A 26,730-nucleotide genomic window follows, 5' to 3' on the forward strand; every position below is an offset into this window, starting at 1 on the left:
GACTCCTTTTTTTATTTTTGCCATTGAAACCCACTAAAACACCCCAATATACTGATTAATATTGTTACCAAACGGAATCGAGCTATGACCTTAGAGCGTGAAGCGCGAATCGAACTCCCGGTACTGCCATTGAGAGATGTGGTGGTCTACCCGCACATGGTTATCCCCCTGTTTGTTGGGCGGGAAAAATCTATCCGCTGCCTGGAAGCGGCGATGGAGCAAGACAAGCAGATTATATTAGTGGCTCAGCGCGATGCTGAATTAGATGAACCGACCAGCGATGATATTTTTGACGTCGGTACCGTCGCCTCTATCCTGCAACTGCTGAAACTGCCTGATGGCACGGTGAAGGTGCTGGTAGAAGGCGGCCAACGTGCGCGCATCGACAAGTACACTCAAGAAACCGAGTATTTTATTGCCACGGCGCAATATCTTGAATCGGAAGAGCTTGCCGACAAGGAAGAGGAAGTACTGGTGCGCTCGGCCATCGGCCAGTTCGAAGGTTATATTAAGCTGAACAAGAAGATCCCGCCTGAGGTATTGACCTCGCTGTCGGGTATCGATGAAGCTGCACGTTTAGCTGATACCATGGCGGCACATATGCCGCTCAAGCTGGAAGATAAACAGGCTGTGCTTGAGATGGTCAACGTCTCTGAGCGCCTCGAATATCTGATGGCCATGATGGAATCTGAAATCGATCTGCTGCAGGTGGAGAAGCGCATTCGCTCTCGCGTCAAGAAGCAGATGGAGAAGAGCCAGCGCGAGTACTATCTGAATGAGCAGATGAAGGCGATTCAGAAAGAGCTTGGTGATATCGACGAGTCTCATGACGAGTTCGAGACCTTGACACGTAAGATTGAAGAAGCGGGTATGCCGAGCGAGGCCAAAGAGAAGGCCACCGCTGAGCTGAATAAGCTGAAGATGATGTCACCCATGTCAGCTGAAGCTACCGTGGTTCGCAGTTATGTGGACTGGATGATCTCTGTGCCTTGGAAGCAGCGCTCTAAGATCAAGCGTGATCTGGCAAAAGCTCAAGATGTTCTGGATACAGACCATTATGGTCTGGAGAAAGTCAAAGAGCGCATCTTAGAATATCTTGCAGTGCAGAGCCGTGTTAAGCAGCTTAAAGGGCCTATCTTATGCCTTGTGGGTCCACCAGGCGTAGGTAAAACCTCTCTGGGTCAATCTATCGCTAAGGCAACGGGCCGTAAGTACGTCCGTGTTGCGCTCGGCGGCGTGCGTGATGAAGCGGAGATCCGTGGTCACCGTCGTACCTATATCGGCTCAATGCCAGGTAAGGTGATTCAGAAGATGTCTAAGGTGGGTGTCAAGAACCCGCTGTTCCTGCTCGATGAGATAGACAAGATGAGCAGTGATATGCGTGGTGATCCAGCGTCAGCGCTGCTTGAGGTGTTAGATCCTGAGCAGAACGCGACCTTTAGCGATCACTACCTTGAGGTGGACTACGATCTCTCTGATGTGATGTTTGTCGCCACTTCTAACTCGATGAATATTCCTGGTCCATTGCTTGACCGTATGGAAGTGATTCGTCTGTCGGGTTACACCGAAGATGAGAAGCTTAACATTGCCAAACAACACCTGCTGCCAAAGCAGATTGAGCGCAATGGCCTGAAAGCCAATGAGGTGACTGTTGATGAGAGTGCCATCATAGGTATTATTCGTTATTACACCCGTGAAGCCGGTGTGCGTGCACTTGAGCGTGAGCTGTCTAAGATCTGCCGCAAGGTGGTGAAGCAAATCCTGCTCGATAAGTCGGTTAAGCATGTGGACGTCAATCAAGACAATCTCAAGTCTTACCTGGGTGTTCAGCGCTATGACTATGGCAAGGCGGAATCGAACAACCAGATTGGCCAAGTCACAGGTCTTGCCTGGACTGAAGTGGGTGGCGACCTGCTCACCATCGAAGCCACCTCTGTGCCGGGTAAGGGCAAGCTGACTTATACCGGTTCTCTGGGTGATGTGATGCAGGAATCGATTCAGGCGGCGATGACAGTGGTGCGAGCCCGTGCAGAGCAGCTTGGCATTAACCCAGACTTCTACGAGAAGCGTGATATCCATGTGCACGTGCCAGAAGGGGCGACGCCTAAGGATGGCCCATCAGCCGGCGCGGCAATGTGTACGGCTTTAGTTTCAAGCCTCACGGGTAACCCGGTACGTGCCGATGTCGCCATGACCGGCGAGATCACTTTGCGCGGCGAAGTATTGCCCATTGGTGGCCTAAAAGAGAAACTGCTCGCGGCCCACCGCGGCGGTACTAAGCTGGTGTTAATCCCTAAAGAAAACGAGCGAGATCTTGAGGAAATTCCGGCTAATGTGGTGGCCGATCTTGAGATTAGACCGGTACGTTGGGTCGATGAAGTTCTTAAGTTGGCGTTAGAACGACCAATCGAAGGCTTTGAAGTTGTTAAAAATTTGGTCTAACGCAAGAAAATGCCTATTTGCATTAAAAAAAATGCAAAAAGGGGCTTTTTAAAATCTAAACCTGTGGTAGCCTAGGTCTGTGGATAGCTTTCTAGCTGCAGCCCTTGGCGCTGCTGGTTTTTAGGCTTATTCCGATTTTATTTCTTAGGTTTTCCTATTTGGCTTGAACTTTAGTTTCAAGCTTGTTATAAAAAGCCTCCGCAGACCGCTCTAGAGAAGGATTTGGTTGCGGCGCAAAAATTAAATTCAAGGGGATGACATGAACAAATCTGAACTAATCGAGAAAATCGCTTCTGGTGCTGATATCTCTAAAGCGGCCGCTGGTCGTGCTCTAGATTCTTTTATTTCTGCTGTGACTGATGGCTTAAAAGATGGCGATAAAATCTCTCTAGTTGGTTTTGGTACTTTTGAAGTGCGTCAGCGTGCAGAGCGTACTGGTCGCAACCCACAGACGGGTAAAGAGATCAAGATTGCAGCAGCAAACATTCCAGCATTCAAGGCCGGTAAAGCACTTAAAGACGCTGTAAACTAAGAAGCTCTTAGTTAAGGTGGCCTTTGTAAACCTTACGAGTAGTTTGATAAGCACTGTTTAGACAGTGCTTTTTACGAGTAAGGGTTTTGATAATGTCAATTCACATTATCAAGCCGTTGGCCTAACATTACGCACTGTGTAAACTAGGTCTACAAATTACAAAAATGGCGCATCCTCCATATAGGTGATGCGCCATTTTATTTTCAATGCAACGAGCGAGAAATCTGATGTTAGAAAAGATTCGCGAAGGCTCACAAGGCGTGATTGCTAAAGGCATTCTCGTTCTTGTGATATTGTCCTTTGCATTTACTGGTGTAAGTAGTTACCTCGGGTCATCCTCGGAGCCGTCAGCGGCTACGGTTAATGGTGAAGAGATCAGTAAATCTGCACTGGAGCAAGCCTATCAAAGCGAGCGTGCTCGATTAGAGCAGCAACTGGGTGAGATGTACGATGCATTGGCCAGTAACGAGAGTTACCTGGCTAGCGTGAAGCAGAGTGTTTTAGATCGTTTGATCGCCGATAAACTGGTTGATCAAGCTGCTGCCGAACTGGGACTGACGGTGTCAGATCAGCAGATCAAGACAGCCATCATGAACGAACCTGCGTTTCAAACCGATGGTCAATTCGACAACGATCGTTACCTGGCACTTATTCGTCAACTGGGTTATCAAGCCAACAGTTTTCGCGACATGATGCGCGCCGACATGACTCGCCGTCAGTTGGTGGTTTCTGTGGTAGGGTCTGAGTTTGTGTTACCTGGCGAGGCCGAGTATCTGGCTAAGCTGCAAGGGCAGACTCGCGATATCCGTTATCAGGTTGTCGATGCTGAGCCCCTGTTAGCGGGCGTGACGGTTAGCGATGAAGAAGCTAATACCTACTATCAGCAAAATCAGATGCAATTTGTGCGTCCTGAGACGATTTCGTTAGATTATATCGAGCTAAGTGCCGATATGTTGGAATCGTCTTTTCAGGTCACGGATGAAGAAGCTAAGACTTACTACGATGAAAACAAGGCGCAGTATCTGCAGCCAGAGAAGCGTTTAGCTGGTCATATTTTAATTAGCCTTGGCGATGATGATGACGCGGCCGAAGCGAAGGCTGAGGCGGTATTAGCCAAACTTAAGGCTGGTGAAGACTTTGCAGAACTGGCTAAGAGCGATTCAGACGACAGCTTTAGCGGTGAGCAAGGTGGACAGCTGGATTGGTTCGAGCAGGGTGTGATGGAAGCACCATTTGATGAGACGCTGTTTGGTCTAGAAAAAGGTCAGTATTCAGATGTGGTTAAAACCAGCTTTGGTTACCATATCATTAAGCTGTTAGACCTACAGCCAGCATCGACCTCTGCTTATGAGGATGTGAAAGATAAGATCATCGCTCAACTTCAGCAAGATAAAGCGGTTAACGAGTACTATTCGCTGCAGCAGCGCTTGTCTGATGTGAGCTATGAAGTGCCTGATACCCTATCTGAGGCGGCTAAAGAAGTTGGCGTTGCGGTGAAGACAAGCCCTGTGTTCACTCGTGACAATGCACCAGAGCCTCTTAACTCCCCTGATGTGCTCAAAGCGGCGTTCTCTAACACCGTATTGCTAGATGGCATGAACAGTGACGTAATTGAGCTGGGTAATAACCATGTGGTTGTGGTACGTGTTAAAACACATACCGAGGCCGGTACCATGGAGTTTGCCGATGTTAAAGCAAACATCCTTGAGCGTCTGAAACAGGATAAGGCGAACGATCTTGCTCGTGATAAAGCTCAAGAGATCATGGCGGCCATTAAAGGCGGCGATATCTCAGAAGAGATGATCACTCGTACCCAGTTAAGTCGTGGTGAGCAAGGTATAGATACTTCGATTGTCAGTAAGGCATTTGAAATGGCTCAACCTTCAGGTGACCTAGTGGTTGATACTGCTGCACTGGCTGATGGTTATGCCGTGGTGATTTTAGACAAGGTTAATCAGCCTGAGCAAGTCGATGCAAATCTGGTGACAGCGTTGAAACAAAGATTGAATTCGCAGTACAGTGAAAACGATTACCGCTCGCTTATTGCCGCACTGAAGTCAGAAGCTGAAGTGGTTTACTCGCCAGCTGAATAAAGCTATCGGGTATCCTTAAAAAGCCAGTCCAAGTGACTGGCTTTTTTATTATCTGTCATTTAACGAGCTAAGTTGGCTTGTTGGCTATGGGTTTTAAGACCACAGTGTGAGGGTGCAATCAGAGTGTCAGAGTGCCAGAGTTCAGCTAAGAGTGGATAACTCATTAAACCAGTGCATTGGGTAGTCGATAAGGAGATTAGGTTATTGAGGCGAGCAGAGGCGTTTTGATGAACATTATCAGGCGAGACAAATATAAAAAAGCCACGGATAGACCCGTGGCTTTCTTCATGACACACAGCTAGGTAAAGTTTAGAGCTGCTCTACGTCAAAATTCACTTCAGGGTTAACATCGGCTTCATAGTCAACTGAGGCGATGCCGAAACCAAACAGCTTAAGGAACTCCTCTTTGTACTCTCGGTAATCGGTGAGTTCACTGAGGTTTTCGGTGGTGACGCTAGGCCACAGATCGCGGCAATGTTGCTGAATATCTTCACGTAGCTCCCAATCATCTAGGCGCAGACGGTTGGCCTCATCGACCTCTGGTGCTGCACCATCGGCGCGGTAGAGGCGCTCGTGGAACATACGGTTGATCTGCTCCTGACAGCCTTCGTGAAGGCCCTCTTCGCGCATCTTCTTAAACACCATTGCAATGTAGAGAGGCATAACAGGGATCGCCGAGCTGGCCTGAGTTACCACGCTTTTTAGTACAGCGACATTCGCGCTACCGCCAGTGGCTGACAGCTTATCGTTCAGTGCGTGTGCCGCGCGGTCTAGATCCATCTTGGCTTTGCCCAGCGCACCGTGCCAGTAGATAGGCCAGGTCAACTCTGTACCTATGTAGCTGTAGGCAACGGTTTTGCATTGTGGGGCTAAGACACCGGCTTCAGAGAGGGCGTTCATCCACAATTCCCAATCTTGGCCGCCCATGACGGTAATAGTGTCTTGGATCTCCTGCTCAGTAGCCGGCTCGACACTTGTCTCTATGATAAGGTCTTTGTTGGTGTCCACAGCCGTTGCCGTGTACGTTTCACCAATGGGCTTGAGTGATGAACGTACCAGCTCTCCGGAGTCTGGCAGCTTTCTTACCGGTGAGGCCAGAGAATAAACCACCATGTCTACTTGACCCAGATCTTGTTTGATCAGCTCGATTGCCTTTTGCTTAGCTTCATGGCTGAAGGCATCGCAGTTTAGGCTTTTCGAGTATAGGCCATCTTGCTTTGCAAACTTGTCGAAGGCGGCAGAGTTATACCAGCCAGCCGTACCAGGTTTAGTTTCGGTACCTGGTTTTTCAAAAAAGACGCCGAGGGTTGCTGCGCCGCTGCCGAAGGCCGCTGCGATGCGTGAAGATAGACCATAGCCACTTGAAGAGCCGATCACCAATACTTTTTTGGGGCCGTTTGCGACCGGACCTTTTGCCTTAGTGATGTTAATTTGCTCTAGTACATTTGCTTCACAGCCAACCGGATGAGTGGTGGTACAAATAAAGCCACGTGTTTTTGGTTTGATTATCATGTTTCTGCTTCTCTTGAAAAAGTGCCATAAGGATAAATAAACCAAGAAGAAATGGCACATGTTTTTTAGTAATAAGACGTTAATGCTCCAGTGGTTGGAGCAGTTTAACGCTTGTAGGAAAACATCGTCTGTTCTTGGATCAGTCGCTGGGTGTATTCGTGTTGTGGCGCACTAAACAGTTTTTCAGTCGTGGCCTTTTCCACCATTTTGCCCTGATGCAATACCATGATCTTGTCGCTAAAGTGGCGGATGATATTCATGTTGTGGGAGACGAAAATATAGGAGAGCCCCATCTCCTGCTGCAGCTTGAGTAGCAGGTTAAGGATCTGTGAGCGTACCGAGAGATCCAATGCCGTTAATGCCTCATCGGCTATGATGATTTTGGGGTTTAGCATTAAGGCTCTGGCCACGGCTACCCGTTGTTTCATCCCCTCTGAGATCATATGGGGGTAAAAGTCGGCATGCTCGGGCAGTAAACCGACCTTTCTTAAGGTGTCGACCACTTGGGCAAAACGCGCTTGTTTGTCCAGATCCGTATTAAACCTGAGAGGTTCATCCAAGAGCTCACCTACAGTAAGACGCGGGTTGAGTGAGGTGTTTGGGTCTTGGAAGATCATGCGGATTAGGCGGCAGCGTTGTTTGAGGTTACGGCTTTCTAATGCTTCGCCCTCAAATAAAATTTCACCATCTGTGCGTTGCTCCGCGCCGACCAAAATGCGCGCCAAGGTACTCTTGCCTGAGCCGGTTTCACCAACAATCGCCAGGGTCTCGCCACGATTGAGCTCGAAAGAGATAGGTTCGAGCGCGTGATGATACTGACGCTTAAAGCCTTTATAGCCGGCGAAAAAGGTTTTACTCAGTCGATCAACTTTTAGTAAGGGGCTCTTCATGGCATGGCTCATTGTGATAAGGAAAATGACAGGCAAAATAACGGTCTTTCTGATGACACAGGCTAGGCTGATTGACACATAGTTTCTGTGCCTGGGGACAACGCGGACCGAGTCGGCAACCTATTGGAAGATGTTGCAGCGCAGGCGCGGAGCCAGGTAGTGTCTGCATCATGGTCTTGTGATGTTCAGGATTTGAATAGTCAGGAATATTGTCCAATAGCGCCTTAGTGTAGGGGTGATAGGGATTGGCGATCACATCGCTTGTCGCTCCCGACTCCATCACCTGACCGCTATACATTACAGTTAGGCGGTCGCTCCATTGGGATAAGGTTTCTAACTCGTGACTAATTAATAGGATAGAGACGTTTTGCAGCTGGTTTAGCTTACTCAACAGACGAAATATTTGCGCCTGGGTGCGCACTTCCATCGAGTTGGTTGGCTCATCGGCGATCAACAATCTGGGTTGGTTGGCCACGGCGATGGCAATCATCACCTTCTGGCATTCGCCGTCTGATAACTCCCAGGCATAGCTGGACATGATCTTCTGTGTCTCTTTGATGCCTACCTTGTGTAACCATTGCTGTGCTTTTTTACGTTTGTCACTGCCACGTTTCCACCAAGGGAGATCTTTGTTTTCCGGCATCGCCTCAATGATCTGAGTGCCGACTGCGATGGCCGGATCCAGGCTACTGATAGGGTCTTGAAAGATCATTGCCATTTCGCTGCCCATGAGCGCGCGGCGCTCGCTGGGTGACATATCCATCAGGTTTTGGCCATCCCACATCATGCGGTCGGCTTGTATGGTCCAGTTGTGACCTGGAATGCCCAAGATGGCTTTGGCAAGCAGTGTACGGCCCGAGCCTGATTCTCCCACCAAGCCATGCACTTCTCCTGGATTAAGGGTCAGACTCACCCGCTCCAGCGCCTTTACTCGGCCATGGGGCGTATCCAGTTCTATGGTGAGGTTTCTAATGTCCAGTAGTGGCATAGGTTTGTCTCATTAGGAGCGAATAGGGGAGAGGGCAGATCGCAGCCCGTCGCCCACAAGGTTAATGGCCAGTACGCTGCACAAGATAGCCACGCCGGGGATAGTCACAGTCCAAGGGGCGGTGAGTAGGTTGTCCATGCCTTGAGATACCATGGCGCCCCATTCCGGGCTAGGTGCCTGCGCCCCGAGATTGAGAAAACCCAGTGCGGCAATATCCAAGATGGCCGCGGAGATCCCCAGAGTGGTCTGAATAATCATGGTATCCATCACGTTTGGCAAAATCACATACCAGAAGATCTGTAGGCTATTGGCACCATCGAGTCTGGCGGCGGTAACATATTCTTTTTGCAGTTCTTCATGTACCGCCTGGTGAATGGCGCGCACAAATTGTGGCGTTAAGGCGATGCCCACCGCCCAGAATACGTTACCAAGTCCAGGGCCTGTCACGGCAACCACTAAGATCGCCATTAAGAGCGAAGGAATAGAGAGCAGGGCATCTAATAGATGGCTGAGAATGCTGGATTTAAGCCCTGTCATCATGCCTGAGATAGAGCCGATAACAAAGCCTACCAAGAGGGCGGTAATTACGATGGCAAGGGCCATGCCAAAGGTCAGGTGAGCGCCATGAAGTAATCGACTGAAGATATCCCGGCCCAGATCGTCAGTACCGAGAAAATGTTCTACTGTGCCAGAGGGTTCCCATGAAGGCGCTAGCAAGAGTGCCAGGGGATCTTGATGCTCCGGGCTATAAGGTGCGATCAGCGGACCAAATAGTGCCAAGAGCAACAGACAACAGACGGCCCAGAGTCCCGCGAAGGCAAAGGGGTTGTCGGTAAAGGCTGACCAGATCCGGCTCAGGGGAGAGGGAATATGATCTTCCTGATAGATTTTAATTTGCGGCATAAAGCTCTTTCCTGCTGAGGGGATTCATTGCCGTATGGATCACTTCGATAAGAATGCTCAAGAAGATGATAATTAGGGCAACGGCTAAGATCCCACCCTGAATCACAGTATAATCACGTTGATAAATCCCCGAGACTAACCAAGCGCCTACGCCCGGCCAGCTAAAGATCACTTCTACCACCATAGCATAGCTGGCAAAGGCGCCTAACATCAGGCCAAGGTTTTTCAATACAGGGACAAAGGCGTTCGGTAGGGCATGGCGCAGCACTATGGTACTGGTGCGCAATCCGCGTGCCTCGGCCGCCTTGATATAGGTCTGATCCATGATGGTTATCATGGCTGAGCGTGTGATACGCACCACTACGGTAAACGGCAGTACCGCAAGTGTTACTGCTGGTAAGATGATATGCAGCAGGGCGTCAATAAAGGCCGATGTCGCGTATTGTGAATCGGACAACAGGGTATCGATAAGCAAAAAGCCGCTGACAGGTTTGATGTCGTACAGCAGGTTGATCTGGCCCGAAATGGGCAGCCACCCCAGTTGCACGCCAAACCAGAGCGAGAGTGACAGGCCTAACCAGAATACTGGGATAGAGTAGCCTGTCAGGGTGATCGCCATAATGGTGTGCTGTGTGATCTTGTGTTTGCTCAAAGAAGCCAAGACGCCTAAGGGAAGACCGAGGATAAGGGCGATAAGCCCTGCAACTATACCTAACTCGAAACTGGCGGGTAACACGGCCGAAAGTTCATCGATAACCGGGTTTTGAGAGGTCGCGGAAATGCCTAAATTACCTGTCAGTCGCTGGTGCAGATAGGCGATAAACTGATACACTTGAGAACTGTCGAGTTGATAGTCTTGCTCTATCTGCATCAGCTGTTCACTGGTTGGTGATTGTAAGCCAGTTAGCGCGAAGGTATGTTCTACCGGAAATTTTCCCGTGGCGATAAACATCACCAAAAAGAGCACAAAGGAGGTTGCCAGGAACAGATTGAGTCTGCGGATCAGGTATCTGGCCATTAGTTACTCTCCTTTGCAGCAGGCTGGGACGCCGAGGTGTTGGTAAAGGAGATACCGCCAAAAGGCGTTAACTTAGATTCGGTGACCGATTTTTGTTTGACCACCAGGCGGGTGGCGTGAGCAAAAGGCAACAATGGCATCTGCTGGGCAATATAGTGTTCCGCCTCTTGATAGAGTTTGGCGCGTTTTCCTCTGTCAGTGGTCGATTTCGCCGCATTGAGAATCTGATCAAATGCTGGGTCGCACCAACGAGAGCGGTTGCTGTTAGAAGCCACCGAGGCGCAGCTTAAGATCGGCGTAAAAAAGTTATCCGGGTCGCTGTTGTCCGCGTTCCAGCCAATAAGCACTGAGTCATAGCCGTGCTGGCTCAGTTTCTGATTGAATACACTCCAGTCGTAGTTAACGATATTGACCTTGACGCCAATGTTGGCCATATCTGCCTGAATCAGCTCTGCTGTTTTATGGGCGTTAGGGTTATAGATGCGCGCAACAGGCATGGCCCAAATATCAATGGTGAGATCGTGAACGCCAGCTTCGCTAAGCAATTGACGGGCTTTCTCGGGGTTATAATCGATCAGACTTTCGTTGGCGGAGTAGGCCCAAGAGAGGGGCGGCAACAGGCCGACAGCCTCTTCTGCGGTCTTATGGTAAACGGCTCTGAGAATGTTTTCTTTGTCTACAGCGTGAGCCAGCGCGCGCCGAACCCTGACATCATTGAGGGGAATACGCTCTGTGTTGAAGGCCCAGAAGGCGACATTAAATCCTGGCAGTGAATCGACCTCAAGATCCTCTTTATCGATGACAACTGGCAGTTCGCCCGCTTTTGGTAAGGCTGAGATGTTACAGTCACCCGTGATGAGCTTTGCTAAGCGAGTGGTGCTTTTTGGCGTTATATCAAACACAAGCTGGTCGACTTCAGGGGTGAGACGCCAGTAGTCAGGGTTACGGTAGTAACGGATAAAGTCATTTTTTACATAGTCGATTAGACGAAACGGTCCAGTGCCTATGGCTTGTTTATCCAGTAACTCAGCTTGGCCAGATTGCAATAGCTGATCGGCGTACTCTTTGGAGAGAATAATTGCAAACCCGGTCGCCAGATTCGACAAGAAAGAAGCATCTTTATGCTTGAGATGGAAGGCGACATGGTAGTCATCAATCTTCTCAATAGCGTCGATCAGTTCGGCAAAGCCAATACTCTGGAAAAAGGGGTAACCTGTCTTGGAGACAAAGTGGTAAGGATGGTTAGTGTCGATAATGCGATTGAAAGAGAAGAGCACATCGTCGGCATTAAAATTACGGCTCGGGGTAAAACTGTCTGACTGATGAAATTGTACGCCCTGGCGTAACTCAAAGGTGTAGACCTTCTCATCCTCGCTTAAGTGCCAAGAGGTGGCCAGTGATGGGGTCATCTCTCCCGATTTGGCGTCATAATCGACCAATCCATCATAGAGCTGCTGTGAGGTAGCATCGACCGTAGTGCCTGAGGTAACCAACTGGGGATTAAAAGATTCTGGATTGCCTTCAGAGCAGTAGACCAAGCCTGAGGGCACGCGTGTTGGCCCACAGGCTGACAACAGTGGCACAATACAACAAAACGCCGAACCTAACGTGAGACGTTTGAGCAGCTCTTTCATCAGTAGATGTAATAGTTGTTTGAATGAAGAGGTTTATTTTAACAGTGGGATGGAGTTAGGGGCAAACATCATCTGCCCCTGAATGCGTTATTTATCCAGTAAGTTGTACTTTTTCAAGATACCTCTGAGCTGGTGATAGCTGAGCCCGAGCAGTTCGGCGGTTTTCTTCTGATTATATTGACCTGTCTCTAAGGCTTTTTTGAGCAGTGAGATCTCTTGATGTTCGCAGTGCTCTTTAAAGTCGATGGGGAAACAGATTTCATCGCCAGTCGAGACAGTGCTTTGCGCCTTAGGCTCTGGCTTGTCCGTGTCGCTCTCGCTCTGGCGCGGCGTATCGACCTGGGCTTGACGAGATTTGGTCTTGACACGATTCGTTGGGCGATAGGGAGAGGCGAAGGGATCGATCACTATGCTGTCTATGGCTTCATCTTGCTCGGTATTGCGATAGACGGAGCGCTCAACTACGTTCTTTAACTCACGAATATTGCCTGGCCAGCTGTATTCCATTAACTGTTCTATTGCATTTGGGCTAAAGCCATCAAATTGTAGCTGCTTTAATTGGCGCGCCATGCCGATGGCAAAGTATTCTGCTAGCGGCATGATATCTTCCTTACGATGACGCAGTGGTGGCAGCGTGATCACATCGAAAGCCAGGCGGTCGAGCAGGTCGGCCCGAAATTCGCCTGCTTCGGCGAGTGAGGGCAGATCTTCGTTGGCGGCGCACACTAATCGCACATCGGTCTGCACGGTTTTACTACCGCCCACGCGTTCAAACTCACCATATTCGATGACCCGCAGTAACTTCTCTTGTATGAGTCCAGAGGTGTTGGCCAACTCATCTAAAAACAGTGTGCCGCCATCGGCACGCTCGAAACGCCCCTCATGTTTCTTATTCGCGCCGGTAAAGGCGCCTGCATCATGGCCAAAGAGTTCACTTTCAAGCAGATTTTCACTGAGTGATGAACAGTTTAGCTTGATAAAGCTTTGATCCCAGCGTTTAGAGAGATAATGTAAGCGCTCGGCGATCAGTTCTTTACCTGTGCCGCGCTCGCCAATAATTAAGACAGGCTTTGATAGCGGAGCAATTTTTGATACATGCTCTAGGACTTCCAAGAGGGCGTTTGACTGACCTATAAGGTTGTCTTGTTGAAATTGATTGGCCACTTTATTTTTTAGTCTTTCACGCTAATTATTGGTGAAAATAATAATATGTGTCTCGTGAATTAAAATAAAGAAAAAGTTATAAATATGTTTAACCAATTGTTTTTTATGGGTATAGTTAAGTTGGCACACTTAATGTATTAATCTAAGCGAAACCAACATAAATTTGAGGACAGTATTATGGGAATTTTCTCTCGCTTTGCAGATATTATTAACTCTAATATCAGTGCATTACTCGATAAAGCAGAAGATCCAGAAAAAATGGTTCGCCTGATCATCCAAGAGATGGAAGATACATTAGTTGAAGTGCGTTCGACCTCTGCCAAAGTCTTGGCTGAGAAGAAAGAGATCATTCGTCGCATAGCTAAAGTACAAGAGCAGGTGCAGGATTGGCAGGACAAAGCAGAATTGGCCTTGTCGAAAGACCGTGAAGATCTCGCCAAAGCCGCTTTGCTTGAAAAGCAAAAGGCCAGTGAGTTGGCGGCCACTTTGGAGCAGGAACTGGTTGTTGTTGAAGAGCAGATCAGCCGTTTGAAAGAGGAAGTGAACCTGCTGCAAGAGAAGTTGGCCGATGCCAAGGCGCGTCAGAAGACTATCATTATGCGTAAGCAGACTGCGTCTTCTCGCTTAGAAGTGAAGCGTCAGCTGGATTCGAGCAAGATTGATAATGCCATGAGCCGTTTCGAGCAGTATGAGCGTCGTGTTGAAGGTCTTGAGTCTCAGGTGGAAGCCTATGATCTGGGTAACCAGAAGACACTTAACGACGAGTTTGCTGCGCTGGAAGCTGATGATGCCGTGAACGCGGAACTAGAAGCCCTTAAGGCTAAGGTCAAATCAGCTAAAGCTAAGAAACAGACTAAATAACAACAATTCTGAGGTGAGTTATGGATTTGGATTTATTAATAGCCCCCATTATTATCTTTATGGTTGTGGTGGCGCCCATCTGGCTAATTCTGCATTATCGTAGTAAACGCCAAGTGAGCCAGGGACTCACTGAAGAAGAGTATGCTCAGCTTAATGAGTTGATTGGTAAAGCAGACAAGATGGCCCAACGCATCGAAACATTGGAAGCAATTTTAGATAGCGAGGCCCCGCAGTGGAGGAATCGAGATGAGCGAATCTAGTGGACGCCCCTTATATCGAATTCCCGAGTCAGGCAAGATAGCTGGAGTATGCGCAGGGATTGCGGATTACTTTAACTTCGAAACCTGGTTGGTGAGGGTAGTAGCAGCATCGATATTTTTGCTTGGGGGATCGGGAGTTGTCATTATCATCTACGTATTACTCTGGATGATCTTGGATATCAAACCCGGCAGCGCAAAGAACAAGCAACAACATAAAGAGATCGAGGTGAAGAAAAAGGTTTGGCAGGCAGGGGAGCCAGCCAAGGCAGCCTTAAGAGACGTCAACAACCAGTTTCGTGATTTAGAACTCAGGTTGCAGAATCTCGAAAGACATGTCACCTCAGATAGCTTCGAGCTAAAACAACAGATCAATAATCTTTAAATTCTTTCAATGGGCGGTGTATACCGCCCTTAGCCGTATTAAGATTAGGTGATGAACTCAATTAATCGCTCACTTCGTAAACTTACTCACCATTCTAAGTCTTTGGTTAAACGGACGACGGATAACCATGTCAGATTGGCTGTCACGGGTCTGTCTGGGGCGGGAAAAACCGCATTTATCACCGGGTTGGTTAACCAGTTGCTGCATGCGGGCATCGGCGAGCGTCACAATGCTCTGTCTTTGCTTGAAGTGTCGCGAGAAGAGCGGCTTTATGGGGTTAAACGTACGTTACAGCCTGATCTTACTATTGCCAGTTTCGACTATGAAGGTGCGATGGCTGCATTATGTGGCGAACCCGCCGCCTGGCCGCAATCGACGCGTACTATTAGCGAGTTACGCCTGGCCATCCGTTATCAGCCTGCTGCTGGCCTTAGGGCGAGATTTACCGATAGTGCGACGCTTTTCTTAGATATCGTTGATTACCCGGGCGAGTGGTTGCTCGACCTGCCCATGCTAAGACTCAGCTTTATGCAGTGGTGTCAGGCGCAGTCTCGGCGTAAAGCAGTACTGTCGCTTAGCCCTCTCTATGAGAGCCTGATGTCTCTCTGTTGCGAACTGGATCTAAACGCACCAGCCGATGAGCTCAAGCTCAAAGAGATTGCCAATGCTTATCAAGCGCTCTTGGTTGATCTCGTTCAGCAGCAGGGGTTTTATTATGCACAGCCTGGACGCATGTTGCTGCCTGGAGAATTGGCCGATACGCCGATTCTGGCGTTTTTCCCGCTATTGCATCTGCGAGAGAGTGAGTTGCTGGAGCATGAAAAAAGCGCTAAAGGTTCATACTATCAGGTGCTTAAGCAAAGGTATCAGAGCTATGTTAGCCAGGTGGTGAAGCCTTTCTACCGAGACTATTTCGCTAAATTTGATCGCCAGCTTGTGTTGGTCGATTGTTTAACCCCCCTTAATCGTGGCAAGGCGCAGTTTGATGATATGGCCAGTGCAATCGACGGCATCATGGAGAGCTTCCATTTTGGTCAGTCTAATCTGCTCAGACGCCTGTTTGCGCCCCGTATCGATAAGTTATTGTTTGCTGCCAGTAAAGTGGACCATATGAGTCGTGATCAGCAGGGCAATGTACTGTCTCTCCTATCACATCTGGTTAAGCGTAGTCAGCAGCATGCCCAGTTCGAGGGCTGTGAGGTCGAGACCATGGCGATCAGTGCTATCAAGGCTACCCAGCACGGTATGGTCCAGAGCCAAGGTAAAGAGGTTGAGGTGGTTCAGGGCCGAGAGCTAAGCTCTGGTGACCTGGTTACCTTGTACCCAGGCGAAGTCCCTACTCACTTACCTAGCGCCGATTTCTGGGCCCGTCAGGGATTCGATTTTGTTAATTTTGCCCCGCCAAAGGCTGAGCAATCCGGTCATGAGGTGCATTTTGAGCATATACGCCTGGACCATCTTTTGCAGTTCTTACTCGGAGATAAATTGCGCTAACAGGTCGCAGATAAACATCATGTTGAAGGTGTTATGAATAAACCCGATTTACAGATAGAGAAGAAGCAGGTCTTCGATGAGCCTCAGCTTACCGGGGAGACAGAACTTAAGGCTGCGCGGCGTTTTGATGGTGAGGTGACTCTTGACGATCAAGAGTCCGAGCAGACCTTGAATGCACTGGTTCCTGAGCTCGATGGGATAGCGCCTCAGGCACGCTCACGCAAAAAGTCCTGGTCTTGGTTAGCCAAGGGGTCAATCTTGGGGATTGGCCTTGTCTTTGTCGTTGAGCTTTTGCTGACACTGCGACAGGCCTGGTTTGAGAGCCCTTGGCTATTTGCCCTCTACGGCGCGGTGACCTCGGTTGTGGGATTATGGGCCTGTGTGATTGCTATCAAAGAGTGGCGTCAGCTTAAGCGACTGCGCTCGGTGGAAGAGGCTCAGGCGGTAAGTGAGCGCTTATCTGTTAGCATGCAAAGAGGTGAAGCTGATAAGTTTATTGATAAGATCATCTCGGCGTTACCTGGAGAGATAGATACTCAAAGGTACTATCGATTGGTACGAGAGGAGCACAACGATGCCGAGCGGTTACTCCTGTTCGAAACAAGTGTCTTGCCACAGCTCGATGCCAAGGCCAAGAAACTGGTGCATCGTTATGCCAGCGAATCAGCGCTACTGCTCGCGGCGAGTCCTCTTGCCGTGCTCGATATGGCGATCATATTGTGGCGCAATCAGAAGATGATCGCACAGCTTGCCAGTTGTTATGGCATAGAGTTAGGTTATTGGAGCCGCATCAAGCTTATCAGGTCGGTGATCACTAACATTATCTACGCAGGTACCAGCGAAGTGGTCACTGACATTGGGACTCAGCTGTTTTCACTCGAGGTATCGGGGAAAGTATCGGCCCGGTTAGCGCAGGGACTAGGCGGTGGTTTACTCACTGCGCGTTTGGGATATCAAACTATGCGCCTGTGTCGTCCGGTTGTCTTTACGCCGGAGACTAAACCAAAACTCAGCAAGATCCATACGGCTTTGCTGGGTGAGTTGAAAGACTTCTCACTTTCGGTTCTGGGTAAAACAACCGTTCGTAACAAAGATTTTACATCGAAGTAGGGCTTAATTTTTCGCTGCAGGTTTACTCCTAGCCCCTAAACTGGGCAAGTTAGTGCATCGCTCTCATCCAAACCTAACAATAATAGTGAGCGAGTATTATGGAGAAAGTGTATGCAAGAGAAATGGAAGCTTGCCACTCAGGTTATTCATGCTGGGCACGAGTCAAACCAGCATGGCGCCTTGGTGTCCCCCCTGGTGCAGAGCGCGACCTTTACCTTTGATAGTGTCGAGCAAGGTGGCGATTGTTTTGCCGGTGAGCAACAAGGCTATATCTATACCCGTTTGGGAAACCCCACCACCGCAGAACTGGAACGCAAGATGGCAGCCCTTGAGGGAAGCCAATCGGCTGCGGCTACGGCTTCAGGAATGGCCGCAGTCTCTGCAGCCCTGCTGACCCATTTAAGCCAGGGCGATCACTTGGTCGCTTCACGGGCCGTCTATGGTTGTACTTTTTCCCTAATGACCGAGCAGTTTAAGCGCTTCGGTATTGAGGTGACCTTGGTCGATTTTGCCGAGCTTGCCAACATCGAACAAGCTATCAGGCCTAACACTAAGGCGCTCTTTTGCGAAACTCCCGTGAATCCTCATCTTGATGTTTATGATTTACAAGCGATAGCCGCCATCGCGAAGCGCCACAATCTAGTCAGCATAGTGGATAACACCTTCATGACGCCCCTATTGCAACGTCCATTGGCGTTGGGGATAGATGTTGTGATCCACAGTGCCACTAAATACCTCAACGGCCATGGCGATGTGATTGCCGGTATTGTATGTGGCACCGAGGAGATGATCACTAAGCTGAAACTCGAGGTACTAAAGGATATTGGTGGGGTGATCTCTCCCCATGATGCCTGGTTGATCCTTCGAGGGCTAAAAACCTTAGATGTACGTCTGGGGAGGCATTGTGACAACGCTGAGCGGGTGGCGACCTACCTTGAGCAACATTCGCAAGTCGCCAGAGTCTACTATCCGGGGTTAAAGGGGCATTCTGGCTATGGATTACTCGGACAGCAGATGCGCCGCGCTGGTGGTGTCGTTGCCTTTGAACTTAAGGGGAGCTTTGAGACCGCTAAGGCATTTGTGAACAGACTGAAGCTATTTAAGATCGCGGTGAGCCTGGGGGATGCGGAATCGCTTATCCAACATCCTGCTTCTATGACTCACTCTCCCTATTCGCCAGAGGCGAGGATGGAAGCGGGGATAGGTGATACGCTGCTAAGGATCTCTTTGGGTCTCGAGGACAGCGATGACATCATTGCCGATTTGGCGCAGGCCTTCGAATCATGATCGTTAACTGAAATAGGTTAAGTGAAGTACTTTTAGTGAAATTTACAGGTGATAAAAAAGGCCAGCATCAGCAGGCCTTTTTTGTTACTGGTGTTAGATAGTCCAGAATAGGTGGGCTATCACATAGAGCGCCAGCATACTGATGAAGTTGATAATCACCCCGGCGCGCATCATTTCAGATTGTTTAATGTAACCTGAGCCGTAGACGATAGCGTTAGGCGGTGTGGCGACGGGCAGCATAAAGGCGCAAGAGGCCGCAATACCGATAAGCACCGACAACATGACTGGAGACAGGCCAAGTGCCTCGGCGATGGCGGCAAATACAGGCACCAAGAGTGCTGCACTGGCCGTGTTACTGGCAAACTCGGTCAGCATTACCACGAAGAAGATCACCGCAAAGGTAAATAGGGCCATGTGAGTGTTGCCAAAGATATCGGTTACCCAGTGAGCGAGGAAAACGCTGGTGCCTGTGGCCTTGAGAATGGCGCTGAGAGTGAGGCCGCCACCAAAGAGGATCAGTACGCCCCAATCTGTGGTTTTCTCAATCTTCTTCCAATCGACTAAGCCTAAGCCTGCCAACATAACCACTGCGCCGAGTGCCACTATAGTATCGAACTGAGGGATCCCTCCTAGGGCTGCCGAGATAGGCTTACTGAAGATCCAGCAGCAGACGGTAGTGAGGAAGATCAGTAAGGTAAGTTTGCCGGGTAAAGCAAGTTGCTCGTTGCTCTTGGGAAGCTCACATACCACATTGAGGTTGGGTTTCAGATAGAGATAGAGAGCGATCAGCATACTAGGCAGCATGAGAGCCACGGTAATAAGGCCAAATTCTAGCCAGTCGGCAAAACTTAAACCGACCTGAGCCGCTGCAATCGCATTGGGAGGGCTGCCAACTAAAGTGCCTATGCCGCCAATGTTTGCCGAATAGGCGATACCCAGAAGCATAAACAGATAGGTGCTTTTGTGCTCCTTAAAGTCCAATTGTCTTAATATTCCCAAGGCTAGCGGCAACATCATGGCCGCGGTGGCAGTGTTGCTTATCCACATCGACAGTAATGCAGTAATACCGAAGAGGAGCATACAGGCAATGCTGAGTTTACCTTTCGATGCCGTTAGCACCTGATATGCAATGCGCCTATCAATGCCCTGATGGTTTAGCGCTGCTGCCAGCACAAAACCACCAAAAAACAGATAGATGATTGGGTTGGCGAAGTTGCTCATGGCGGCCTTGGTTTCAAATACCCCAAGTAATACCCCCATGATAGGGATTAAGATGGCTGTGACACTAATATGTATCGCTTCTGTTAGCCATAGAATGGCGGCGAAGATCAATATGGAGATCCCCGTATTGACGCCTTGTTCAAAGGGCAAGAAATTGTAGAGCAGTGCAAAAAGCACGATATCGGCAAATAGGATCACCAGCTTGCTTTGCGAAGCCGATTTTGGCGGGGCAGCGAGTGCCTCTTGTGTTGTGTCGAGGGACATTGAGCTTCCTGATTTATTATTGTTTGGCGCTACACACTAGCCTAGCGGCGGCGGTACGCAACTGAAATTTTTTTGTGGCAAAACTACAGAGTGGCGACGGCCCGATGTGATCCGCATCTCTGAAGTGGGTGCAATTGTGCTTTATATCACTCAGGCATGATAGGGGACGATCAAATTTTTTTTCAGTCGCTAGTTAAAGGCTCAGTAATTAATAAGGCGCTGAAATAAATTAATATAATTTATTTTGTGATCTGTATCGCATTGGGTGTGCTGCTGCAGCTTTGCTGGTCACGAATTGGCAAAATTTTTGAACCTGTTCTATGTTTTCGAGGTGGCCGAGGAAAAAGGATTGTTGGCCATGTATACCACAAGGACACAAGGAGACACCCTATGAAACATCTGCTTTTTGCGGCGCTCGTTGCAGCGTCATTTTCCCTTCTACCCGTCATGGCCGCCGATCAGGTGGTTGTTCCTGTTGAGACCGCTCAGGCGAGTCTGACGCAGGTTAATATTAATACTGCCAGTGTGCAGGAACTGACTCAGCTCAAAGGTATTGGCGAAGCCAAAGCCATGGCAATAGTCGAATATCGCGATACACATGGTCAATTTTCGAGTGTTGAGGAGTTGACCAAGGTAAAAGGTATTGGGCCTAAGGTGTTGGAGCAAAATAAAGCGATGTTATCGCTTTAACCTAATGGTTAGTATTGTTGTTTTAGCCCGCAGTCGCGGGCTTTTGTTTATAGATTCGTCAGTTAGGGCTATTCTGGCGATAACTCTTGGTTATTCACTTGATTGCTGGGCTGCCTTAGTGGATAATGCAGGCCGTCTTAGAGCATTCTAGCTCAAGAAACTATGGTGACCCTAGGGTCCCCCCGCAATGATAACTTGTGAACTCGGCCAGGCCCGGAAGGGAGCAACCGCAGCAGGCGACTCATGTGCCGGGGTGTGGCTCTAGGGGAACCTCCAATTCTCACTATTATCAACGAGTTAACTCAGAAATACCTCAGGTGATACACTTGGTGGTACACTCGATGATAAATAGGTTATCCCCATTACTAAACCTAAGCTAATCAGTTTAGCGATCACTCTGACTTGTCAGATATCTTCTTGTTGCTCTTCTGTGAGCTTTGATTTTAAGAAGGCCCTGGATTTCTCAAGTGCGGCTTGTATCTCTTCTTTCATCTGTTTGAGTTCGTTATAGTCTTCGAAGAAATAGGTATCGACCAGATGGCGGATATAGCGCACTGGTAGTTGATTTAAGGTGACGCAGCAGAGATCGGCAAGATAGTCTTCGGGGAGTTCGTCGAATAACCCTTCGTCAGACAGTAACTCCATCAAGAGTACTTCGTAATAATTGCGAATTTCCAGTTGCATAGGTTTTTCCCTCAAGTTCCATTGCGGTTTATCTAAGCATAATCTAGTTTGCTACCATATGGCATGAGCGGCAATAAAAACTTGTGCATGGCGCTCACTAAGCTCTTGTATGTCATGACTATAGCCTCCACCGACCACGCATGCTATGGGGATTCCGGCCTTTTTTGCCGTCTCGAGTACCAGATGATCTCGCTGGTAGATCCCTAGAGTCGAGATGTTCAGGTGTCCTAACCTATCATCTTGATGCACATCAACGCCGGCATCATACAAGATGAGATCTGGCCGATAGAGACGAATTGCAAGTGCTAAGGTTTGCGTCACTGTTTCAAGGTAGTCAGCGTCCAGAGTTCCGCGCGCTAACTCAATATCGAGATCTGAATGCTGCTTTCGGGCCGGAAAATTCTCTTGGCAATGGATAGAGCAGGTGTAGATATTGTCATATTTTTGCCCCATGGCGGCGGTGCCATCTCCTTGATGCACGTCACAATCGAAGATCAATACAGTATCGACGCCATCGAGGCGTTGGGCGTGCAAGGCTGCGGAGATCAGGTCATTAAACACACAGTAGCCACTTCCAAAGTCATAATGGGCATGGTGATAGCCGCCGCTAAGTTGTAGCGCGACGCCATGGGTTAATGCCAATTCGCAGGCCAGATGGGTGCCGCCGATGGAGTAAAGCGTGCGTTGTGTCAGCCTGTCGCTTAAGGGAAATCCCAGGCGGCGAATGGCCTTGACGGTGAGACTTTGCTGGATAAATTGGGTCACATAATCCGGGCAGTGGATCTGGCTTAGCCATTGAGGCGTGACGGCTTGGGGGAGGTGAAAGGCCTCTGGCGGCGCTATCTTGTTGTCTCTTAGATATTGGTATAAAGCCTGATATTTGGTGATGGGAAATCTATGGTGTTGGGGTAACGCCAGCTGAGAATAGCTGGCGTGATAGACGAGTGGAACCATGTAAGTTGTTTATAGCTGTTGAATTGCCCAGCTCATAAACTCTTTACGTGTTTTCTCATCGGCATGTAGCCACCAATATTGCAGCATCTGCTGAGCATGGTCAGCATCGCTTGGGTTGGCAGGGAGTTTGGCTGGCAGAGTGACAGCTTCTACGGTAGTGGCTTGCTGGGCAGGCGCAGTACTACGGGCAACGGCGGCGCCACCTGTGGCGGCGGCTGTAGCGGCTTCAATATCCTGGCCAGAGTCGCCATTAAAGAGTTTACTGACAAAGCTGCTTTCGGTGATATCGGTTTGAGTGACCTTATAGTTGACGTTGCCTCCGTCGACACGGCTGATCACAACGGCTGGCGACTTAGCAAAACTCTTAGGTTTCTTGATGATCTCGCCTTCTGCTGGTTGAAGCTGGTATTCATAATCACCATCAACGGCCAGGGTCACAATAAATGGTGAGGATTTAACGAAACTTTCACTGTCGCTGAAATCGTCTTGTACCATGTCATGGTAACGGATAGCGATTTTGTGGGTACCTTCGCTTAGTTCCAGATCCGACTTATGGTTAAACAGGCTGCCTTCAACTTTTTTGCCGTCCAAGGCAAGGTATTCGAACGACATGGGAATCTTGAGATTTGCAGCCATTGCCGATGAGGCACCAAGCAGAGCGATTAAAGCGGTGATTGGCTTGATTGATTTCATTGTTGCTCCTTAACGATTTTGATGCTTATACGGGCGTTCAAACGCCTGAATACGATCTTCTATATAGCTAATAGCTTGTCGGCACTTGCCTAAGCGGCGATGGACCAAAAGTATTTCATTTTGCAGTGCAATTTTGTCAGCACTATGACAGTTTTCAAGCTTAGATTGCAAATGCGCAATTTTTTGTTCAAAGGTGTGAACCCAGTTCATATGTTTGTTCAATTCTTCATAGAGCTGGTGGCTATTATTCATCACCCCAGCCGCGATCCAGCTAAAGCCACTTTGTGCATGGCTGTTTTGGCGGCGTTTTCTTGCATGGGCAATACGCGATGTCTTCTGTTGCTGTGCTGACTTAACCCCGAGTCCCGTAGTGTTGAGTGCACGTTTTAAAGCGGTAAACCTGTCTTGTATCCCTTCACAACTCAGTGCGATAGTGTCTGCCGAGATATTGCCTTGAAGCAGTTTCTCTAATTGGGCGATCTTCTTACTGAGTTGATCTATGCAGGGACCGAGTTGGGCGCCCGCCTGATTGAACAGTTTGTCATTAAATCGCTCAGTGTCTTGCAGCAGTTTTCGTTCCCCTTTGGGGAGCTGGCTGTCGTGTTGTAACACCTCTTGCTCTAACTGTTTCAGTTGGACTCGTAAGCGGTGGATAAGTTCATTGGTCTTCATGACCAGGCCCCCCAGGCCAAATTAATGGCGATGAGTATGACTATGGCTATAAAGAGGGGACGAATAAAGGGAACCCCAAACTTTATCGCTGTTCTGGCACCGATGAAGGAGCCTAACATCATGCAAAGCCCCATTGATAAACCAATGATCAGGTTCACCTGGCCTAAGGCAAGAAAAACCGCTAAAGAGGTCAGGTTACTAATAAGCGTCATTGCTCTGGCGAGGCCGCAACTGTTCAGTACTGGCAACTTATATTGCGAGACGCTGCTAATTGTCCAAAAGGCGCCTGTGGCGGGTCCGGCAAATCCATCATAGAACCCTAGCGGCAAACCTTGGCGCCACTGTTTGAACTTGGAGGGCGCTTTCTGCGGTGGCTCATAGCTGGGGCAACCCATGGCATTGGGTTTGAGTAAGGTGTAAAGGGCTACGGCTATGATAAATAGCGGTAGCCACTTTTCTAGCCATTGGTTGTCGATAAGGTAAACCACAAAGGTGCCCATCACGGCGCCAATAAATGTGGCAATGGCAGCGTGATACCAAAACTTGGGGGTAAAGAACTGTTTTCGATAATAGGTAAAGGCTGCCATGGACGAACCAAAGCTGGCAGCTAACTTATTGGTGCCCAGTGCCGTATGGGGGGGAATGCCTATCGTCAGCAAGGCGGGGATGGAGAGTAGCCCGCCGCCGCCGGCTACGGCATCAATAAAACCTGCGATGAAGCCCGTAGCAGCAAGAATGGCCCAGCTGCTGGGTTCGAGTAATAGATCCAAAGAGTTTCCTATTCTATAACTTGGCGGAAGGGTGGCAGGGCATCGAGCAACGATTTGCCGTAGCGTTTCGTCACTAAACGGCGATCCAATATAGTGATTCTGCCATAATCCTCTTCTTTACGCAGTAATCTACCACAACTTTGAATGAGTTTACGTGAAGCATCGGGAATCGTCAGTTGTAAAAAAGGATTTCCCCCTTTGACTTTGATGTATTCCGCGTGGGCTTGTTCCACCGGTGAGGTGGGGACAGCAAAGGGGAGCTTGGTAATGATCAGGTTAGTCAGGTAGTCGCCTGGAAGGTCCAAACCTTCTGAAAAGCTGCCGGTGCCAAAGATGATACTGACCTCGCCGTTATCACAACGCGCCTTATGATCTTGTAGTAGCTGTTGACGCGACGCTTCTCCCTGTATCAGTAGCGGGCTTTTAAGCTTGGGCCGAACCAGATCGGCCACTTTCTCCATCTGCCAGTAGGAGGCAAATAGCACTAGGGTCGCCATTTCACCATCGATCAGGGTCAGGATCTGCTCGGCCAACTCATCTGTGTAGCGATCGTCTGTGGGTTCAGTGCGCATCTTAGGCAGATAGAGGGTGGCGTTCTGTTGGAAGTCGAACGGGCTGTCCATGGCCAGGTATCGACTGCCATCATTGACGGACAAGCCAACCTGATGGGTAAAGTGATTAAAGTTGTTCAATGCCCTTAATGTCGCGCTGCAAAGCACGACACCGGCAGCCTTTTCCCACAGCAGGGATTCCAGCATGAAGCCGACTTCGATAGGGGATACATTGAACAGGTAGTCGCTCTGCTTGCCGACAATATGTTCTACCCAACGCGCCATAGGGGCGCCTTTGCTATTGTCCTCCTTGGCCATCATCTTCCAGAGCTTTTGCAGGTTTTCCAGACGTTGAAGCATAAATCCGGTTTCGCTCAGCAGCTGCTCAGCCTGATGCTTGGGTAGCTCGCCATCTTTAATGGCTTCGCTAAGCAGTGCCAACATCTTGTTAAATTGCTTAAGCGCCCCATTTGAGGCAGTAGCCAGGTTTTCCGCCTGTATGGTTAAAGCCTGAGGCAATTTGCCGTGCTCAAACCGAATACGACGTTCGGGGTTATCAAACCCGGCCGTTTGACCATCACAATATTGGGCGACGCTGGAGAGTAGGCTGGTGAGCTCATTGATGTGATCAAGCATTGCCTGAGCTGGCGCTATGATATGGTTGCTCTTGAGCTGATTTTGCAGTTTAGCGCTAGTTTTACCGACCTTTTCAAGCCAATCGATAGCGCCTCTCAAGGTTGCTTGGGCGCTAGAAAAGTCCCTGGCGACCACTGGTAAGTGATGCGCCTCGTCAATGACATAGTAGAGATCTTCTGGGTCAGGCAGTATCACGCCGCCCCCCAGTTCAAGATCGGCAAACAGCAAACTGTGGTTGGCGATCAATACATCCCAGGTGTCGATATCTTCTCGGGCCTTATGAAAAGGACACTGTCTGTGGCTAGCCAGTTGTCGGTGGCAGCTGTGCTTGTCACAGGCTATCTGTTGCCACAGGTGATCTGGCAATGCTTGGGTGAGGGTGTCTCGCTCGCCATTCCAGCGACCCTCATGGAAATCTTTCAGCAAGCTTTGCAATAGTTCTACTTGACTGTGATCCGGTTTGGTTTGCCACATCGCCATCTGAGTGCCGTCATCGCCGCCGATCAGCATCTCCAATTTGGCCAGACAAACATAACGCTGTCGTCCCTTGACGAGACCAAAACTAAAATTGAGCCCAGATTGCTGTAAAAAGAAGGGCAGATCCTTGTTAAGCAGCTGTTCTTGCAGGGCAACCGTGGCGGTAGCGATACAGACTTTCTTTTTACTGGCAAGCGCCAGGGGGATGGTTCCCAGAATATAGGCTAAGGATTTACCTATACCTGTGCCAGCCTCCACGACTATGATCCGTCTGTGCTTGTCATATTCTCCTGCAAGCGTCTTTGAGATCTCGGCAACGATATAGTTTTGTTCCCGGCGTGACCTAAAGTTAGGTAAGGCCGCGGCGATATCTTTGTAAATGGTACGGATCTGGGTTTTAACGTCTGCAGATAACATGAAGGCATAGTGCTGGACAAATAATGCTGTACATAATAACAGTGATTACATAGCCTAAGAAGCATTGATGTGATGATTTGGCGACTTATTTACAGTTACCTAATCTAAAGATATGAAATAAATGGAAATAG

At 49.1% G+C, this 26,730-nt stretch carries 24 protein-coding genes and 1 other RNA gene; 11 read left to right on the forward strand and 14 right to left on the reverse strand.

All coding sequences use genetic code 11. From position 1 onward, the window contains the following. Positions 1 to 84: 84 nt before the first annotated feature. From lon to ppiD, 3 genes are all read left to right on the forward strand, one after another. Complete coding sequence (gene lon, locus CFF01_RS06770; protein ID WP_033537666.1) at positions 85 to 2,442, forward strand: endopeptidase La; 2,358 nt, start codon at positions 85 to 87, stop codon at positions 2,440 to 2,442. A gap of 259 nt (positions 2,443 to 2,701) precedes the next feature. Then, entirely contained in the window at positions 2,702 to 2,974 is a 273-nt protein-coding gene (locus tag CFF01_RS06775) for an HU family DNA-binding protein (RefSeq protein WP_011866302.1), read from the forward strand. 227 nt (positions 2,975 to 3,201) lie between these two features. Continuing rightward, on the forward strand, positions 3,202 to 5,067 hold the full coding sequence (ppiD, locus tag CFF01_RS06780; protein ID WP_088904299.1) for a peptidylprolyl isomerase: 1,866 nt from the start codon (positions 3,202 to 3,204) through the stop codon (positions 5,065 to 5,067). 309 nt (positions 5,068 to 5,376) lie between these two features. Here the strand turns inward: ppiD and fabV are convergent, their stop codons facing one another. From fabV to pspF, 7 genes are all read right to left on the reverse strand, one after another. Then, positions 5,377 to 6,579 carry an enoyl-ACP reductase FabV gene (fabV, locus tag CFF01_RS06785; protein ID WP_033537668.1) on the reverse strand — a complete coding sequence of 401 codons (1,203 nt, stop codon included), beginning with the start codon at positions 6,577 to 6,579 and terminating at the stop codon, positions 5,377 to 5,379. A 104-nt stretch (positions 6,580 to 6,683) separates the two neighbouring features. Then, positions 6,684 to 7,469, reverse strand: a complete 786-nt coding sequence (locus CFF01_RS06790) for a peptide ABC transporter ATP-binding protein (protein WP_088904300.1) — start codon at positions 7,467 to 7,469, stop codon at positions 6,684 to 6,686. Beyond that, a complete protein-coding gene (locus tag CFF01_RS06795; protein WP_088904301.1) occupies positions 7,444 to 8,457 on the reverse strand; it encodes a peptide ABC transporter ATP-binding protein in 1,014 nt (337 codons plus the stop codon). Before CFF01_RS06795 ends, CFF01_RS06790 begins: the two co-directional genes overlap by 26 nt. A gap of 12 nt (positions 8,458 to 8,469) precedes the next feature. After that, a complete protein-coding gene (locus tag CFF01_RS06800; protein WP_088904302.1) occupies positions 8,470 to 9,360 on the reverse strand; it encodes an ABC transporter permease subunit in 891 nt (296 codons plus the stop codon). Further along, the gene (locus CFF01_RS06805; RefSeq protein WP_088904303.1) at positions 9,347 to 10,378 is read right to left on the reverse strand and encodes an ABC transporter permease subunit; all 1,032 of its coding nucleotides are present in this window, start codon (positions 10,376 to 10,378) and stop codon (positions 9,347 to 9,349) included. Before CFF01_RS06805 ends, CFF01_RS06800 begins: the two co-directional genes overlap by 14 nt. Continuing rightward, positions 10,378 to 12,012, reverse strand: coding sequence for an ABC transporter substrate-binding protein (locus CFF01_RS06810; RefSeq protein ID WP_088904304.1), 1,635 nt, complete (start codon positions 12,010 to 12,012; stop codon positions 10,378 to 10,380). Before CFF01_RS06810 ends, CFF01_RS06805 begins: the two co-directional genes overlap by 1 nt. Positions 12,013 to 12,099: 87 nt before the next feature. Then, complete coding sequence (gene pspF, locus CFF01_RS06815; protein WP_033537674.1) at positions 12,100 to 13,176, reverse strand: phage shock protein operon transcriptional activator; 1,077 nt, start codon at positions 13,174 to 13,176, stop codon at positions 12,100 to 12,102. Positions 13,177 to 13,353: 177 nt separating this feature from the next. On the opposite strand from pspF, the gene pspA reads away from it, so the two are divergent. The 6 genes from pspA to CFF01_RS06845 all read left to right on the forward strand — a co-directional run bounded on the left by pspA (position 13,354) and on the right by CFF01_RS06845 (position 18,570). After that, complete coding sequence (pspA, locus tag CFF01_RS06820; protein ID WP_033537675.1) at positions 13,354 to 14,037, forward strand: phage shock protein PspA; 684 nt, start codon at positions 13,354 to 13,356, stop codon at positions 14,035 to 14,037. Positions 14,038 to 14,057: 20 nt separating this feature from the next. Continuing rightward, positions 14,058 to 14,297 (forward strand): envelope stress response membrane protein PspB, encoded by a 240-nt coding sequence (gene pspB, locus CFF01_RS06825; protein ID WP_011866292.1) that lies wholly within the window; start codon positions 14,058 to 14,060, stop codon positions 14,295 to 14,297. Beyond that, positions 14,284 to 14,679, forward strand: coding sequence for an envelope stress response membrane protein PspC (pspC, locus tag CFF01_RS06830; protein ID WP_088904305.1), 396 nt, complete (start codon positions 14,284 to 14,286; stop codon positions 14,677 to 14,679). The genes pspB and pspC overlap by 14 nt, the downstream gene beginning before the upstream one ends. 51 nt (positions 14,680 to 14,730) lie before the next feature. Beyond that, positions 14,731 to 16,173: a YcjX family GTP-binding protein gene (locus CFF01_RS06835; RefSeq protein ID WP_088904306.1), complete on the forward strand. Its 1,443-nt coding sequence runs from the start codon at positions 14,731 to 14,733 to the stop codon at positions 16,171 to 16,173. 33 nt (positions 16,174 to 16,206) lie between these two features. Next, positions 16,207 to 17,283, forward strand: coding sequence for a TIGR01620 family protein (locus CFF01_RS06840; RefSeq protein ID WP_088904307.1), 1,077 nt, complete (start codon positions 16,207 to 16,209; stop codon positions 17,281 to 17,283). 111 nt (positions 17,284 to 17,394) lie between these two features. Continuing rightward, complete coding sequence (locus tag CFF01_RS06845; RefSeq protein WP_088904308.1) at positions 17,395 to 18,570, forward strand: trans-sulfuration enzyme family protein; 1,176 nt, start codon at positions 17,395 to 17,397, stop codon at positions 18,568 to 18,570. 93 nt (positions 18,571 to 18,663) lie between these two features. Here the strand turns inward: CFF01_RS06845 and CFF01_RS06850 are convergent, their stop codons facing one another. Further along, a complete protein-coding gene (locus CFF01_RS06850; protein WP_088904309.1) occupies positions 18,664 to 20,055 on the reverse strand; it encodes an SLC13 family permease in 1,392 nt (463 codons plus the stop codon). A 390-nt stretch (positions 20,056 to 20,445) separates the two neighbouring features. On the opposite strand from CFF01_RS06850, the gene CFF01_RS06855 reads away from it, so the two are divergent. Together CFF01_RS06855 and ffs are read left to right on the forward strand one after the other, a co-directional pair. Further along, positions 20,446 to 20,745, forward strand: a complete 300-nt coding sequence (locus CFF01_RS06855) for a ComEA family DNA-binding protein (RefSeq protein ID WP_088904310.1) — start codon at positions 20,446 to 20,448, stop codon at positions 20,743 to 20,745. A 171-nt stretch (positions 20,746 to 20,916) separates the two neighbouring features. Next, positions 20,917 to 21,013: signal recognition particle sRNA small type (ffs, locus tag CFF01_RS06860), an RNA gene on the forward strand. Positions 21,014 to 21,150: 137 nt separating this feature from the next. Here the strand turns inward: ffs and CFF01_RS06865 are convergent. Genes CFF01_RS06865 through dinG form a run of 6 tightly spaced genes read right to left on the reverse strand, consistent with a single transcriptional unit; the run spans position 21,151 to position 26,599 of the window. Then, positions 21,151 to 21,429 (reverse strand): late competence development ComFB family protein, encoded by a 279-nt coding sequence (locus CFF01_RS06865; protein WP_033537682.1) that lies wholly within the window; start codon positions 21,427 to 21,429, stop codon positions 21,151 to 21,153. 51 nt (positions 21,430 to 21,480) lie between these two features. Next, entirely contained in the window at positions 21,481 to 22,383 is a 903-nt protein-coding gene (locus tag CFF01_RS06870) for a histone deacetylase family protein (RefSeq protein WP_088904311.1), read from the reverse strand. Positions 22,384 to 22,392: 9 nt separating this feature from the next. Next, complete coding sequence (locus CFF01_RS06875) at positions 22,393 to 23,076, reverse strand: DUF2057 domain-containing protein (protein WP_088904312.1); 684 nt, start codon at positions 23,074 to 23,076, stop codon at positions 22,393 to 22,395. Between the two features lie 9 nt (positions 23,077 to 23,085). Next, a complete protein-coding gene (locus CFF01_RS06880; protein ID WP_033537685.1) occupies positions 23,086 to 23,748 on the reverse strand; it encodes a primosomal replication protein in 663 nt (220 codons plus the stop codon). Next, on the reverse strand, positions 23,745 to 24,518 hold the full coding sequence (locus CFF01_RS06885) for a sulfite exporter TauE/SafE family protein (RefSeq protein ID WP_088904313.1): 774 nt from the start codon (positions 24,516 to 24,518) through the stop codon (positions 23,745 to 23,747). The genes CFF01_RS06880 and CFF01_RS06885 overlap by 4 nt, the downstream gene beginning before the upstream one ends. 8 nt (positions 24,519 to 24,526) lie before the next feature. Then, complete coding sequence (gene dinG / locus CFF01_RS06890) at positions 24,527 to 26,599, reverse strand: ATP-dependent DNA helicase DinG (RefSeq protein ID WP_088904314.1); 2,073 nt, start codon at positions 26,597 to 26,599, stop codon at positions 24,527 to 24,529. Positions 26,600 to 26,730: the final 131 nt, after the last annotated feature.

It is taken from the genome of Shewanella marisflavi (assembly GCF_002215585.1).
Lineage (GTDB): Bacteria > Pseudomonadota > Gammaproteobacteria > Enterobacterales > Shewanellaceae > Shewanella > Shewanella marisflavi.